This is a genomic window from Paucibacter aquatile (assembly GCF_002885975.1).
Classification (GTDB): Bacteria; Pseudomonadota; Gammaproteobacteria; order Burkholderiales; family Burkholderiaceae_C; genus Paucibacter_A; species Paucibacter_A aquatilis.
This window is the reverse complement of sequence record NZ_POSP01000001.1, coordinates 554,520-568,607: the sequence shown is the minus strand read 5'-3', so window position 1 is coordinate 568,607 and position 14,088 is coordinate 554,520. Positions and strand designations below refer to the sequence as shown.

Annotated in this window: 10 protein-coding genes; 6 read left to right on the top strand and 4 right to left on the bottom strand. The window is 70.3% G+C overall.

The window, feature by feature from the left end; genetic code table 11:
- Positions 1-205: 205 nt before the first annotated feature.
- Complete coding sequence (locus tag C1O66_RS02470; RefSeq protein WP_102766399.1) at positions 206-1,291, bottom strand: M35 family metallo-endopeptidase; 1,086 nt, start codon at positions 1,289-1,291, stop codon at positions 206-208.
- Positions 1,292-1,621: 330 nt separating this feature from the next.
- On the opposite strand from C1O66_RS02470, the gene C1O66_RS02465 reads away from it, so the two are divergent.
- Positions 1,622-2,545 carry an alpha/beta fold hydrolase gene (locus tag C1O66_RS02465; RefSeq protein WP_102766398.1) on the top strand — a complete coding sequence of 308 codons (924 nt, stop codon included), beginning with the start codon at positions 1,622-1,624 and terminating at the stop codon, positions 2,543-2,545.
- On the opposite strand, the gene chrA is transcribed toward C1O66_RS02465, so the two are convergent.
- From chrA to C1O66_RS02450, 3 genes are all read right to left on the bottom strand, one after another.
- The gene (chrA, locus tag C1O66_RS02460) at positions 2,538-3,905 is read right to left on the bottom strand and encodes a chromate efflux transporter (RefSeq protein ID WP_102766397.1); all 1,368 of its coding nucleotides are present in this window, start codon (positions 3,903-3,905) and stop codon (positions 2,538-2,540) included. The two genes, C1O66_RS02465 and chrA, sit on opposite strands and share 8 nt — an antisense overlap.
- On the bottom strand, positions 3,902-4,432 hold the full coding sequence (locus C1O66_RS02455; RefSeq protein WP_102766396.1) for a GNAT family N-acetyltransferase: 531 nt from the start codon (positions 4,430-4,432) through the stop codon (positions 3,902-3,904). The genes chrA and C1O66_RS02455 overlap by 4 nt, the downstream gene beginning before the upstream one ends.
- A 132-nt stretch (positions 4,433-4,564) precedes the next feature.
- The gene (locus tag C1O66_RS02450) at positions 4,565-5,467 is read right to left on the bottom strand and encodes an isocitrate lyase/PEP mutase family protein (protein ID WP_165794432.1); all 903 of its coding nucleotides are present in this window, start codon (positions 5,465-5,467) and stop codon (positions 4,565-4,567) included.
- A gap of 172 nt (positions 5,468-5,639) precedes the next feature.
- Between C1O66_RS02450 and C1O66_RS02445 the strand changes: the two genes are divergently transcribed.
- The 5 genes from C1O66_RS02445 (at position 5,640) to C1O66_RS02425 (ending at position 14,083) form a co-directional block, all read left to right on the top strand.
- Positions 5,640-7,178 (top strand): AlkA N-terminal domain-containing protein, encoded by a 1,539-nt coding sequence (locus tag C1O66_RS02445; protein ID WP_165794431.1) that lies wholly within the window; start codon positions 5,640-5,642, stop codon positions 7,176-7,178.
- A gap of 305 nt (positions 7,179-7,483) precedes the next feature.
- Complete coding sequence (locus tag C1O66_RS02440; RefSeq protein ID WP_102766394.1) at positions 7,484-7,690, top strand: DUF6229 family protein; 207 nt, start codon at positions 7,484-7,486, stop codon at positions 7,688-7,690.
- Between the two features lie 6 nt (positions 7,691-7,696).
- Entirely contained in the window at positions 7,697-10,684 is a 2,988-nt protein-coding gene (locus C1O66_RS02435; protein ID WP_102766393.1) for a type 2 lanthipeptide synthetase LanM family protein, read from the top strand.
- The gene (locus C1O66_RS02430) at positions 10,681-12,606 is read left to right on the top strand and encodes an ABC transporter ATP-binding protein (RefSeq protein ID WP_102766392.1); all 1,926 of its coding nucleotides are present in this window, start codon (positions 10,681-10,683) and stop codon (positions 12,604-12,606) included. The genes C1O66_RS02435 and C1O66_RS02430 overlap by 4 nt, the downstream gene beginning before the upstream one ends.
- Positions 12,599-14,083 (top strand): FAD-binding oxidoreductase, encoded by a 1,485-nt coding sequence (locus C1O66_RS02425; RefSeq protein WP_207795882.1) that lies wholly within the window; start codon positions 12,599-12,601, stop codon positions 14,081-14,083. The genes C1O66_RS02430 and C1O66_RS02425 overlap by 8 nt, the downstream gene beginning before the upstream one ends.
- The last annotated feature ends 5 nt before the right edge of the window (positions 14,084-14,088 follow it).

Genomic DNA, 14,088 nt, shown 5'->3' with positions numbered 1-14,088 from the left:
GCGCCGTCCGGGGCTTTGCTTTGTCTCTTCCTTTTTGAAGCGCTCTCGCGCCCAAAAAAAAGGCCCCGCGGCTGGGCAGCCAACGGGGCCAACGAGGGGAGAGGGCAAGTTTCAGGGGTCGATCAGGGCGCAATCCGCAAGCCGGGCTCGGCCGCATGCGGATTCGGTGCGGGTTCGGGTGCGGGTGCAGCCAGCGCTGCGGCGATCAAGGCAGCGGAGGGGTGTTCTCGACGAAATACTCATGGCTGTCGGCGTTGTCCAGCGCCTTGGTCGGGTTGGACAAGGCCAGGGACTTGGCAGCACTCTGGCCGTAGGCCCAGTCATCCGTGCCCGCCACCACATTGAAATGGGTCATCTCATGGATCAAGGTGCCGGCCTTGGAGTCGGTGCCGGTCATCGGTGCGCTCCAGAAGGCATTGCAGAGGTAGATCTTGTACGGCTGGGTCGGGTAGACGTAGGCGTAGTAGCTCTGCTTGCAGCTGCAGTCGAGCGTGACCGCCTTGTTCTTGAAGGCATCATTGGTGGCGACGAAGTGGGCCTTGGCCGTGTTCCAGCGCGCGCTGGTGTAAGCGCCAAACCAGGTCTTGTAACGCTGGGTGCCCGAGCCGGTGCCATTCAAATAGGTCTGGGCAGCCTGGGCGTAGTTGGATGCGGCACTGAAGGCGCTGGCCAGCGTGGTCTTTTGCGATGCCGTGCAGTTGCCCGTGTAGCTGACACTTCCGGCCAATGACGGTGACGGCTCGGGGCGGGCCGATACGGGCTGCGGGCTGCGCCCTTCCAGCCAGATATAGGTCGGGGCCAGTTCACTGATCGCGCTGGCCGCCTCGGCCTGCTTGGCCAGACCGATGTACTCGATGGCATAGCGGCCGTTCTGGCTCAGATCGTAGGTGCCGGTCAGCTCGGCCTCGAAGGTCTGGGTTTCCCCAGGCGCCAGGCTCAGGTAGTCGGCCTCGGTCAAGGGGCCGCGTTTGACCAGTGGGCCGGTGTAGTCGACAAGCTGGCCGTCACGGCTGATGCGAAACAGCGCCGCCATCGGCGCCGAACCTGGCAGCTGAGAGCGCAGGATCTGGCGCGGCTGGCGGCTGGTGTTGGTGATGCTGACGCTGACATGCACATCGACATCGCCTTTGAGCACCGGCTGAGCCACCGACAGGCGCACCTCCAGACCACTGACCGCCGCCGCGGCATGGGCGCCCCCCGCCACAAAACACACCAGGGCAGCCACGCCCCAGGGCAGCAGCGGGCTGTGGGACGTGGCAGAAGCGGTCGCGGCAGCAGAGGTACGAAACATGAGTCAGGCACTCCAAGTAACGGTGAATACAAATGGGGTCAACACAACAGACAGGTCAACACGCCACCAGAGGAACAAGGGGCAGATCCAGCACACCCAGCGCCCTCGATCGATCCGTCATTCGCCAGACCAGGCCGAACGCCAGGGCGTGCCGCCACTCTAGGCAAGCATGGCCCGGCTTCACACTGTCAGCTCTTACAGCTGGGAGCCATTCAGCGCTGCGGCTAGCCACTCGTCGCCCGCATCCGCTGTTCATCGCTCGGGGTCGCGGCGCCGCTCGGCGGCCGCCAACAATGCGCTCCATTCCCAGTCAACGAAGAGGAGACCGCAATGAACAAGCAGCAAGCACCCGGACTGAGCGCCACCCTGTGCCGGATCGGCGCCAGCCTGGCCCTGGCCGGCCTGAGCCTGATCAGCCACACGGCCCAGGCAGCGCCGGAAAAGTTCCAGGACCTGCAGATCAGCCGCAGCGGCGAAGGCCGACCTGTCCTCATGATCCCCGGCCTGAACAGCCCCGCCAGCGTCTGGACCGAGACCTGCGCCCAGCTGCAACCGGGCGTGCGCTGCCTGATGGTGCAGCTGCCCGGCTTTGCCGGCAGCCCGGCCCTGAGCAAGCCGGAAGACTTTCTGCAGCAGATGAAGGGGCAGCTGCAGGCCCTGCTGCAGCAGGAAGCGCCCCAAGGTGCCACCGTGGTCGGCCACAGCCTGGGCGGCGTGCTGGGCTTGGTGCTGGCGGCAGACAAGCAGGGCAAGACGGTGAAGCAGCTGGTGGTGGTGGACTCCCTGCCTTTTCTGCCCGGTATCCAGAACCCGGCCGCCACGGTCGAGCAGGTCAAGCCCGTGGCCGAGGGCATGCGTCAGGGCATGCGCAATGCTCCGGCCGAGGGCCTGCGCGCCCAGCTGACACCGATGATGGCCGGCATGACCCGTCAGAGCGAGCGCATCGAGGACCTGGTGCAGTGGGGCCTGAACAGCGACCGCCACACCACAGCCCAGGCCATGTACGAGCTCTGGACCACCGACCTGCGCCCCCAGCTGAGCCAGATCCAGGTGCCGACCACGGTGCTGGGCGCCTGGGCCGCTTACGAGCGCATGGGCAGCACCCAAGCCAGCACCCGCGCCATCTTCGAGCGCCAGTACGCCGATCTGAAGGGCCTGAACCTGCAGATGAGCGACAAGGGCTACCACTTCCTGATGTGGGACGACCCGAGCCTGGTGGTCGGCGCCATCAAGAAAGCCCTGGTCACTAACTGATCATTGCTGCGGCATGCTGTGCGGCCAGGCCCAGCAGGGCGCTGGCCGCCAGCACGCGGGGCACGCCCCATTTCCAGCGCAACAAAGCCCAGGCCGCGGCCAGCATCAGCGCAGCGGACACCCCATCAAAGCGCCCGCCCCAACCCTCCGGCCAGAGCAGGTGCAGGGCGAAGAACAGGGCCAGATTGAGGATGACGCCCACCACCGCGGCCGAGATCGCCGTCAGCGGCGCGGTGAAACCCAGGCGGCCATGCGTCGCCTCGACCAGGGGCCCACCCGCCAGGATGAAGACAAAAGACGGCAGGAAGGTGAACCAGGTCACCACCACCGCCGCCAGCGCCCCGCCGGCCCACAGCGCATCCGGTCCCAGCAGCTGCGCGCCCCAGCCGCCGACAAAGCCGACAAAGGCCACCACCATGATCAGCGGCCCCGGCGTGCTTTCGCCCAGGGCCAGGCCGTCCATCATCTGCGTGGCCGTCAGCCATTGCTGCTGCTCGACCGCGCCCTGGAACACATAGGGCAGCACGGCATAGGCGCCGCCAAAGGTCAGCATCGCCGCCTTGCTGAAGAACCAGCCCATCTGCGTCAGCACGCCCTCACGCCCGCCCCAGAGCCAGAGCGCCGTCATGCTGAGCAACCACAGGCCCAGGCCCAAGCCCAGAACGCGGGCCAGGCCGCGGCGAGTGAAGCGCGCATGGGCCGGCGTGGGCGTGTGGTCGTCGATCAGCGCCGGCCCGGCCGAGACCGCCTGCGCGCCGCCGTGGCCGCCGCCGGTGGCAAAGGCGGCCGGCCGCCAGCGCCCGCCCAGCCAGCCGGCCAGGGCCGCCGCGCCGATGATCAGCGGGAAGGGCAGTTTGAGCGCAAAGATGGCGACAAAGGCCGCCACGGCAATCGCCCAGAGCCAGCGATTGCGCAGCACCCGCCCGCCCAGGCGGTGGGCCGCTTGCAGCACCAGGGCGGTGACGGCCGGCTTGATGCCGAAGAACAGACCCGCCACCAGCGGCTGCTGACCATGCACCAGGTACAGCCAGGACAGACCGATCAGCAACAGCAAAGAAGGCAGCACAAACAGCGCCCCGGCCATCAGCCCGCCCCAGCTGCGGTGCAGCAGCCAGCCGATGTAGGTGGCCAGCTGCTGCGCCTCGGGGCCGGGCAGCAGCATGCAGTAGTTGAGGGCATGCAGAAAACGCCGCTCGCTGATCCAGCGCCGCCGCTCGACCAGCTCCTGGTGCATCAGCGCGATCTGCCCGGCCGGCCCGCCGAAGCTCAGGCAGCCCAGCCAGAGCCAGAACTTGAAGGCAGCCCAGAAGCTGGGCGCCTGCGGCGGCAGCGACGATGCCGTCGGCTCGGCAGCACTCATGCCGCAGCTCGCGCCCGCCAGGCCGCCCGGTCCATCTCGTACACCGCCGTGTCCATCTCGTACCAGCGCTCCTGGCCGCGGTAGACCATGCCCAGCTTCTTCATCACATGGGCGGAGGCCGGGTTGTCGGGGTGACAGACCGCGCAGAGCAGCGGCGCTTGCAAGGTCTCGAAGGCAAAGGCCGCCATGACCTGCGCGGCCTCCGAGGCCAGGCCCTGACCCCAGCGGTCCTGGCGCAAGCGCCAGCCGATCTCCAGCGGCTGGGCCCGGTCCCGCCCCAGATGCTGGATGCAGCCGGCGCCCACCACCTGGCCGCTGGCCACATCGATGAAGCTCCACCAGGAATAGCCCAGCTCGGCCCAGCGCGCTTGCACCCGCTCGATCATGGCCTGGGTCTCTTCCAGGGTCTCGGCCCGACCCGTGATGTAGCGCATCACCGCCGGGTCGCGGTTCATCTCGTGCAGCCCCGAGAGGTGCTCCGGGCGGCAAGGTTCGAGGCGCAGGCGGGCGGTGTGCAGGACAGTCATGGCGGACTCGCGCGTGAGGGAGTGGTGAGCTTGTTGGCCCCGCAGTCTAGCCAGCGCTCGATGACAAACCCAGCGTCTTCGCCCTCACCGTCGTTTCCAGGCAGAGCGCTGAGCGCGGGCTGCCGGGCTTCATCACGGCGCGGCAAACAAGGCCTCGGCTTCGCCGAAGCCGTAGAAGCGCTCGCCCATCACCTGCCAGCGTCCCGTCTGCAACACTTCACGCCCCAGGTCGCGCAGCAGGCCCATGACGCTGAGCATGGGGCACAGGCCCAGGCTGACACGTTGGGCGCCAGCTTCAAACAGCTCGCCGGCGCTTGGCGCGCCGGGCATGGCCATCAGGTTCAAGGGACCGCCCAGCTGAGTCGCCAGCGCCCGGATCTGCCCGAGATCAAGCAGGCCCGGCACGAACACCATGTCCGCCCCCGCTGCGAGATAGGCTCGGCCCCGCGCCAGGGTCAAGGCCAGACGCTCGTCTGAATCCTGACCTTCTGCCAGCAGCACGCTGTCGATGCGGGCGTTGATCCACAGCGGCAGGCCACTGCGCTCGGCAGCCGCACGCGCGGCCTCCAGTCGTCGGCATTGCTCGGCGATTGTGTACTGGCCCTGCCCTGCCTCGCCATGCCGCCGGTCCTCCAGGTTGACGCCGACAGCGCCGGCCCGAATGGTCGCTGCCGTGCTCAACGCCACCGCCTCGGGCGAGGGGCCATAGCCCGATTCGATGTCGGCATTCAAGGGCAGCCGCAAGCCAGAGGCCAAGGTGGCGATCTGGGCCATCATGGCGTCGCGGCCCAGGCGCTCGGCATCACCGAGTCCGTGGGAGTAGGCGATGGCCGCGCTGCTGGTACCGAGGGCAGAGAAGCCCTGCTGCTCAAACAGCCGGGCGCTGCCAAGATCCCAGACATTGGCCAGGAGCAAGCCGCCACGCCGGTTGAGCGCGGCGAACTCCAGCGCCCGGTGGCGCTGGGCCTCACGCTCGTCGCTCTTGTCGGATTGCTGATGTTGATGCTGTTCCTGAGGTTCTTGGGTGTGCAACATGGAATTGAAAGGCCTTGCGGAGGCCTTGCCTTGGGTGATGGAAGGGGAAAGGGCCGCCATGGTCGCGAATGCGTCGCCGCTTGGCTCGCGCCTTTCGGACAGCAATATCGTTCGCGACCTTGATGTCCGAAAAGCGCCAGTGCGCAGCACCTCAAGCCACGAGAATTCGCCCATGGACCTGCCCCTGGACCCCGACAGCTGCTACCGCGCCCTGGCCAGCCGCGACGCCCGTTTCGACGGGCGCTTTTTCATCGCCGTGCACAGCACCGGCATCTATTGCCGCCCCATCTGTCCGGCGCCCACGGCCAAGCGCGAGAACGTCAGCTTCTATCCCAATGCCGCGGCGGCCCAGGAGACCGGCTACCGCCCCTGCCTGCGCTGCCGGCCCGAGGCGGCGCCCGAATCCAGCGCCTGGCGCGGCGTGGCCAACAGCGGCCACTCCCATGCGGTCACGCGCGCGCTGGAGCTGATCGAGCTGGGCGCACTGGACGAGGCAGGCGTGGCCGAACTGGCCGATCGCTTGGGCTTGGGCGAGAGGCAGCTGCGCCGCTTGTTTGCCGAGCATGTCGGCGCCTCACCGCTGAGCGTGGCGCAAACCCGGCGCGTGCTGCTGGCCCAGCAACTGCTGCGCGAAACCGCCCTGCCCTTGACCGAGATCGCTTTTGCCGCCGGCTTCGGCAGCATCCGGCGTTTCAACGAGGTCTTTCAAGCCCTGTTCCAGCGGCCGCCCAGCGCGCTGCGCCACGGGCCCGGCGCGCGCATGCCAGCGCCGCGGGCCGGCGAGGTCAGCCTGCTGCTGCGCTACCGGCCACCCTACGACTGGCCGGCCATGCTGGGCTTTCTGCGCGCCCGCGCCATTCCCGGGCTGGAGCAGGTGGACGACGCCATTGAGGGCGGGCGTTATGTGCGAGTGCTGGAGATCGGCGGTCAGCAGGGCCGGGTCTGCGTCAGCCATGCGCCCGCGCAACAGGCCTTGCGTGTGCAGCTGCGCGCCAGCCACCTATCGCTGCTGCCCCAGGTGATTGCGCGCCTGCGCCGCATGTTCGACCTGGGAGCCGACCCCGAAACCATCGCCAGCCAGCTGGGCGAGCGAGATGCCCTGATGGCCCGCCTGCTGCAGGAGCGGCCCGGTTTGCGCGTGCCCGGCTGTTGGGATGGTTTCGAGCTGGCCATCCGCGCCGTGCTGGGCCAGCAGATCACGGTGAGCGCTGCCATCCAGCTCGGTGGCAAGCTGGTGCAGCAACACGGGGCGCCCCTCCACGCGCCCGACCCGGAGCTTCCCGGGCTGAGCCATCTGTTTCCGAGCCCCGCCGCGCTGGCCGCGGTGGATCTCGGCCCCCTGGGCATGCCGCGCAGCCGCGCCGCCACCTTGTCGGCGGTGACCCAGGCCTGCCTTGCCACACCGGCCTTGCTGGAACGCCAGGACAGCCTGGAGCACGCCTTGGCGCAGTGGCGCGCGCTGCCGGGCATCGGCGACTGGACGGCTCAGTACATCGCCATCCGCCAGCTGCGCGAGCCCGATGCCTTCCCGGCCGCCGATGTCGGTCTGATGCAGGCGATCGAGAAGCTCGAAGGCAGCCGCCCCAGCGCCAGGGAGCTGGCCGAACGGGCCCAAGTCTGGCGGCCGTGGCGGGCCTACGCAGCACAGCATCTGTGGACGGCGCTGTCTTCGGCAAGCGCCCGCCCCTCGACACGCAAGACCACAAACTGAACCCGGGTTTCGCGCGCTATGCGCACCACTGTTTCACTTGGGGTCAGGTCTTGCCTGCCCGCCCATTGGCCGCCCCTGGGGCCACCACGCCGATGCCACGGCAGCTCCGGTGCTGCGCCGCCGACCATCGGGGCTAACCCGCTGTCAACTCTTACAGCTGGGAGTGTCTTCACTCGCTGAGAACAATGCGCCCGTGCCGAGACGAGGGCTCACAAGCCTCTCGCCGCTTCTGCCCCCAGTTGGGGCCGGTTCACACCGGACTCGGTCACAAGCCCATCGACTTTGAACCCCACAAGGAGTTTGATATGAGCACCACTGTTACCCAGCACATCGACAGCGAAGCCGCAGCCCTGGTTGCCCAATGGCGCAGCCAGGCCGACGGCAGCAACCCGGCCGGCCCGCTGTTCATCGGCGGCGAGTACGCCGAAGCCGACATCGTCGGCGACACCAGCACCATCTCGGGCAAGTGCGGCACCGCCTGCTCGGGCTCGCGCACCCGCATGTGCTGCTGATTCACCATGGCGTCTGTTCCTGCAGACGCCGGTGAATTCGACACCGTTCTGGCTTGCCTGATCCCGTCCGCGCTGGACGGGCTGGCAAGCCAGCTGCGCGAGATCACCGGATTCCAGCCTGCCGAAGCGCAGGTGCTGCTCGCCGCCACGCGCGAGCTATTGCTGGCCCAGCTGCACAGCAAACTCAGCCGCCTGCTGGTGCTGGAGCTCAATGCAGCGCGCGTCACCGGCCAGCTCCGCGCCGAGGACAGCGAAAGCCGCTGGCAAGAATTTCTTCAGTACGCGGCCACGCCCGAGTTCTGGGTCGGCCTGTGGGGCTGCGAGCAGTCGCCCGCCTCCTGCCCCTACCCCGATCTGCGCCAGCGCGTGCAAGGCTTGATCGAGGCCCGCTGCGCCAGTGCCGCCCGCTTTGCCCGGCGCTTTGCCCGCGACCGGGCGGGCTTGAGCGAGCTGCTGGGCCAGGACTGCGGCGCGCTGCAGGCGCTGGAGTTCGGCGCCGGCGACAGCCACAGCGGCGGCGAGACCGTGGCCCTGCTGCGCTGCCAAGGCGGCCGCCTGGTCTACAAACCGCGCTCGGTGGCCGTGGATCAGGCCCTGGCCGATTTCATCGCCGAACTGCAGGCCGATCTGCAGGCCCGCGCCGAAGCACCCAGCAGCATGCGCGTGCCCCGGGTGCTGCGCGGCGCTGACGACGACTGCGGTTGGAGCGAGTTCATCCCCCACCGCCATGCCCAGGGTCGGGCCGAGCTGCTGGCCTTCTACCGCGGCATCGGCCACTGGCTGGCCTTGATGCGCCTGCTGTCCGGCAGCGATCTGCATGCCGAGAACCTGATCGCCCACGGCCCGAATCCGGTGGTGGTCGATTGCGAGACCCTGTTCACACCCAAGCCCACGCCGATTCCCTCGGGCCTGGGCGCGGCGGCCGACCGGGCTGCGCGCCTGGTCGGCGGCACCGTGCTCAACGTCGGCCTGCTGCCCGGCCGCGGCATGGGCCTGGGCTGGCGCGGCGTGGACAACTCCGCCCTCGGCGCCCTGCCGGGCCAGCAACCCCTGCTGCCCCAGCCCGACATCCTGCAGAGCGGCTCCGACCAGGCCCACATCGGCCACCGCCTGATGGAGGCGCCGCTGGCCCAGAACCACCCCAGCGCCGAGCCCGATCTGGCCGAGTACTGGCCGCAGGTGCTGCAGGGCTTCGAGGGCCTGAGCCGCCTGCTGCAAGCGCTGGACCAGGACGGCTTGCTGGCGCCACGCCTGCGCCGTTTCGAGCCCTGCCGCATCCGCGTGGTGCCGCGCGCCACCGAGGTCTATGCCGAGCTGGCCCGCATGCTCTGGCACCCGGTCTCTCTGCACCGGCCCGCGCCGGCCATCGAGCGGGCCACCGACTTGCTGGCCCGCGCCGCGGCCCATCTGGCCATGGCTCCCAATGACCCGGACGTGATTGCGGCCGAAGTCGAAGACCTGTGCCAGGGCGATGTGCCCTGCTTCAGCGCCCTGGCCGGCCAAGGCCGGCTGCAAGGCCCCGGCGGCACCCATTGGCTGCCCGCTGGCAACTGGGTGGAAGAAGCGCTGCAGGACTGGCGCGCGGCCGACTTCGACCTGGAGCGCCACTGCATCCGCGCCGCCCTGGTCAGCGCCTTCATCAACGAGGGCTGGATGCCGGCCGAATGCTCGCTGACACCACAGCAGCTCGATCTGCACGGGCTGGACACGCGGCGGCGGCAGCAGGCCGCGGCCATCATGCGCCAGTTGGTCGCCACCGCCATCCTGGCACCGGGCGAGCGCGGCCACACCGAGGACCCAGGCCCCACCGTGGCCTGGATCGCCCCGGTGCTCAGCCCCACCGGCTGGGCGGTGCAGCCGCTGGACCCGGATCTCTACGGCGGCCTCTCCGGCATCGCCCTGCTGGTGGCGGCCTATCTGGCCGAGCAAGCGGCCGGGCGCGCCGATCCGGTGCCGGGCCTCGCCGCCCTGCTGCCCGCCCTGGTGCACAGCCTGCACCGGGCCGAGGACCAGCGCCATGCCGAGCGCTTCCGGCAGCGCGGCAAGACCCGCCCTCCTGCTGCCGGCGCCTACCTGGGCCTGGGCTCGCAGATCTGGGCCTGGTTGATGCTGGCCGAGCTGGCCCCGCGCCTGCTCGAGCCCGGCGGCTTGCGGCCGCAGGAATGCCTGGAGCGGGCCTGCGCCCTGGCCGAGCTGCTGCCCGAGGCTTGCGCGGCCGATGACATCCACGATGTGCTCAGCGGCAAGGCCGGCGCCATCCCGCCCCTGCTGCTGCTGGCCCGGCGCAGCGGCCAGGCGCGCTACCTGCAGATGGCCGTGGAGATCGGCGATCAGCTCTGCGCACAGGCAAGGCTGGAGCAACGCGGCGGCCAGACACTGGCCTGCTGGACGCACAGCCAGTGGCCCGAGGGCATGGGCGGCTTTGCCCACGGTGCCAGCGGCATGGCCTGGGCCCTGCAACAGCTGGCACGGGCCAGCGGAGAGGCCCGCTTTGCCGAGACCGCCGCAGCCGCCCAGTCCTTTGAAGACCAGCTCTGGAGCGAGGAAGACGGCAACTGGCTGGACCTGCGCGGCTTGGAAGGCGCCAAGACGGCCGCAGCCTGGTGCCACGGCGCCGTGGGCATCGGCCTGGCGACGCTGGATCTGGACCCGCAAGCCCAGCAGCCACAACAGGCCGAACGCGTGCGCCGCGCCGCGGCTGCCAGCTGGCGCCTGGGTCTGGGCTGGAACCACTGCGCCTGTCACGGGGATCTGGGCGTTTGGGAGCTGATGTCGCGCGCCCTGGATCTGGGGCTGGCCCCGGCAGGCCTGAGCCACGAGCAGCTGCTCGCCACCCTGCTCGGCAGCCTGGAGACCCATGGCCCGATCTGCGGCATCGCCCGCGATGTCTTTGTGCCGGGCCTGATGCCAGGCCTGGGCGGCGTGGCCTACCAGCTGCTGCGCGCCCACCCGGACAGCCGACTGCCCTCCATCCTGATCCCGGCCACGGCATGAGCGGAGACGCCCTCAGCCCGGAACTGGAGCGCCCCTACTGGCGCTTGCAGGACGAGGCCGATGCCGCCCGCCCCGGCGGCGGCGGATTGAGCGCAACCCGCCTGCTGGGGCGCCTGGCCCAGGCCGCGGTGCCGCTGTGGCAGCTCTTGCGCGCGGCCGCACCCCGGGCCGGTGCGGGCCTGCTGCTGAGCCAGCTGCTGGTCGGCGCGGTCAGCGCCGCCGCCCTGCTGCTCAGCACCCGGGTGCTGGAGCCCCTGCTGGCCGGCGGCAGCGCGGCCGAGCGCCTGCAGGCGGCCTTGCCCGATCTGCTGGGCCTGGCCGGCCTGCTGGCCCTGGGCCTGGCCCTGGAAAGCGCCAGCGCGCGGGCGCGCGCTCATCTGGTGCCCCAGCTGCGCCGGCTGGCCGAGGAGCGCCTGTTCCGCGCCAGCCTGCAGGTGGACCTGGCGGCGTTTGACGACCCCGGCTTCTACGACCAGCTGCACCGCGCCCGCGACCGCGGTGTGCTGCACCTGGAAGGCGCGCTCGAGTGCGCGCTGGAGCTGTTGGCCGGCGCCATCGCCGTGCTGGCCGCCCTGCTGGCCCTGGCCTGGCTGCACGCCCTGCTGCCACCCTTGCTGCTCTTGGTTCTGATGCCTCAGGCCTGGGCGGTCTGGAGCGCGGCCCGTTTGCAGTACGCCAGCATGGCCACCACGGTCCGCCTGAGCCGCGAGACCGAGATGATGGCCGAGCTGGCCACCCAGCGCGAGGCGGCGGCCGAGATCCGCGCTCAGCAGGCGCCCGATTTTGTGATCGAGGCCTATGCCCGCAGCGCCGATGCCTTGCGCGACCATCTCGTCAGCCTGGGCCTGGCCGAGGCGCGGCGCCAGAGCCAAGGGCGCTGGCTGGCCGGCGCCGGCCTGGCGCTCACACTGGCCGGACTGGGCCTGCTGCTGCAGGCCGGCGCCCTGCCCCTGGCGGCGGCCGGCACGGCCGTGCTGGCCCTGCGCAGCGCCAGCGCCGCCCTGGAGCGCCTGACCCGCGCAGCCCACGAGCTGTTCGAGAAAAGCCTCTACATCGCCGACTACCAGGACTTTCTGCGCCAGGCCGAACAGCGCCGGCCGGCCTGCCCGCAAGGCGCCCTGCCCGCACCGGCCCAGCCCGGCACGATACGGGTGGAGGACCTGAGCTTTGCCTACCAGCCGGGGCGGCCGGTGCTGCAGGCCATCAATCTGGAAATCCAGGCCGGCCAGACTGTGGCCCTGGTGGGAGAGAACGGCAGCGGTAAGACCACCTTGGCCAAGCTGCTGGCCGGGCTCTACCAGCCCGACCGAGGGCGCATCTGCTGGGACGGCCAGGACATGGCCGGCTTCGAAGCCGAGAGCCGCGCCGAGCGCATTGCCATGGTGCTGCAGGACCCGGTGCGCTGGCCGCGCAGCGCCCGCGACAATGTGCGCATCGGCCGCCACACCCGCCCGGATCCCGAGGACCGCGCCCTGCGGGCCGCCGCCCGCAGCGCCCGCGCCGACGAGGTGGTCGCCGGCCTGCCGCAGGGCTGGGACACGGTGCTGTCGCGTTACTTCCGCGGTGGCCAGGATCTGTCGGGCGGCCAGTGGCAGCGCCTGGCGGTGGCGCGCGGCCTGTTCCGCGATGCACCCCTGGTGATCTGGGACGAGCCCACCGCGCCACTCGACGCGCGCGCCGAGGCGGCCGTCTACGACTCGCTGCGCCAGCTGGCCGCGGGCCGCACCGTGGTGCTGATCACCCACCGCCTGGCCAGCGTGCGCGCGGCCGACCGCATCTTCTTCATGGAACGCGGCCGCCTGGTCGAACAAGGCCGGCACGAGGAGCTGATGGCCCTGAACGGCCGCTATGCCGAGCTGGTGCGCTTGCAGAACCGCTTGCATGCCCTGCCCGACACCGACATGGGTGCCACCCATGACTGAAGCGCCCCACCCGGCGACCGCGCTGGACTGGTCGCCGCTGCTGCAGCGCTGGCAGGGTCAGGTCTTTCGCCCGGGTGAGCGCGCCGAGATCGGCGTGGGCAAGCAGCTGGCCGCCGCGGGCCGCCCCCTGCCCACATCCGCGCTGTGGCTGCGTGCGCGCAGCGAGTGCGATGTGCGGCGTGCGCTCGACTTTCTCGCCCGCCACGAGCAGGGCTTTGCCGTGCGCAGCGGCGGCCATTGCTTTGCCGACCTGTCCAGCCATGCCGAGGTGGTGCTGGACCTGAGTGAGCTGCGCCGCATGGAGCTGAACCTGCAAGGCCTGCGCGCCGGGCCCGGCGTCAGCGCCGGTGAAGCCAGTGCCTTCCTGACCTCGCGAGGCCGCCTGCTGCCCACCGGCGGCTGCCCTGGCGTGGCCCTGGGTGGCCTGGCCCTGGTCGGCGGCTTCGGCCTGCTGGGCCGGAGCCACGGTCTGGTCTGTGAGCAGGTTCAGGCCCTGCGCGTGGCCCTGCCCGGCGGCGATCTGGTCGAAGCCAGTGCGCATCACCATGCCGATCTGTTCTGGGCCCTGCGGGGGGCGGGCGCCGGGCAGTTCGGCGTGGTCACCGAGCTGCTCTTCGACACCCAGCCAGCCCAGGCCCTCAATGTGGTCCATGGGCGCTGGTCCTGGGACTGCGCAGCGGACGTGATCGAGGCCTGGCAGACCTTGGCGCCGGCGGCGGACCCGCGCGTGAACCTGGAACTGTCCCTGAGCGCCAGCGATGACCCCGAGGATGCCGACGAGGGCCCGCCACTGATTGAGCTGTTCGGCGTGGTCCTGGCCGAGGCCGAGGAGGTGCCGGCCCTGCTGGCCCCGTGGCGCCGCGCCCTGGGCAGCCTGGCCGAGGCCTTGTGTGAATGGCGCCTGCCGGCCGCCGCCGCCGCCAGCTATTTGTGCGGTCGCCTGGACCGGCGTTGCGAGCCGGCGTGGCAACCCAGCCAGCCCTACCGAGAACATGGCTACCAGTTCACTAAATCCGGCTTCTTCGCGCAGCGCCTGCCGGCTGGCGCCATCCAGGACCTGCTGGCCCATTTCGCCGCTGACCGTCGTTATGCCCAGTACCGGGAGCTGGAACTCATCCCCTGGGGCGGCGCCTACACCGCCACGTCAGACCAGCGGCCGCACGCCGACTGCGCGTTCAGTCACCGCGAGGCCCAGTTCATGATCCGTCACACCGCGGTGGTGGGCGCGCGCTCCAACGCCGAACTGCGCGCCCACGCGCGGCGCTGGGCCCAGGCCTCACGTGCCACCGTGGCCGCCGCCGGCAATGGCCGGGTCTACCAGGGCTACGCCGATCTCGAACTGCCGCAATGGGCCCAGGCCTACTACGGCGCTGATCTGCCGCGACTGCGCGCGCTCAAGAGCCGGCATGACCCATGGCTGCTGATGCAGCATGCCCAGGCCATCGAACCCAGCTTTCAGGATCTGCCCAAGGGCTGAGGTGA

Coding starts and splice junctions, on each gene's coding strand:
- C1O66_RS02470 (WP_102766399.1), bottom strand. CDS start 1,291: ATGTTTCGTACCTCTGCTGCCGCGACCGCTTCTGCCACGTCCCACAGC.
- C1O66_RS02465 (WP_102766398.1), top strand. CDS start 1,622: ATGAACAAGCAGCAAGCACCCGGACTGAGCGCCACCCTGTGCCGGATC.
- chrA (WP_102766397.1), bottom strand. CDS start 3,905: ATGAGTGCTGCCGAGCCGACGGCATCGTCGCTGCCGCCGCAGGCGCCC.
- C1O66_RS02455 (WP_102766396.1), bottom strand. CDS start 4,432: ATGACTGTCCTGCACACCGCCCGCCTGCGCCTCGAACCTTGCCGCCCG.
- C1O66_RS02450 (WP_165794432.1), bottom strand. CDS start 5,467: ATGTTGCACACCCAAGAACCTCAGGAACAGCATCAACATCAGCAATCC.
- C1O66_RS02445 (WP_165794431.1), top strand. CDS start 5,640: ATGGACCTGCCCCTGGACCCCGACAGCTGCTACCGCGCCCTGGCCAGC.
- C1O66_RS02440 (WP_102766394.1), top strand. CDS start 7,484: ATGAGCACCACTGTTACCCAGCACATCGACAGCGAAGCCGCAGCCCTG.
- C1O66_RS02435 (WP_102766393.1), top strand. CDS start 7,697: ATGGCGTCTGTTCCTGCAGACGCCGGTGAATTCGACACCGTTCTGGCT.
- C1O66_RS02430 (WP_102766392.1), top strand. CDS start 10,681: ATGAGCGGAGACGCCCTCAGCCCGGAACTGGAGCGCCCCTACTGGCGC.
- C1O66_RS02425 (WP_207795882.1), top strand. CDS start 12,599: ATGACTGAAGCGCCCCACCCGGCGACCGCGCTGGACTGGTCGCCGCTG.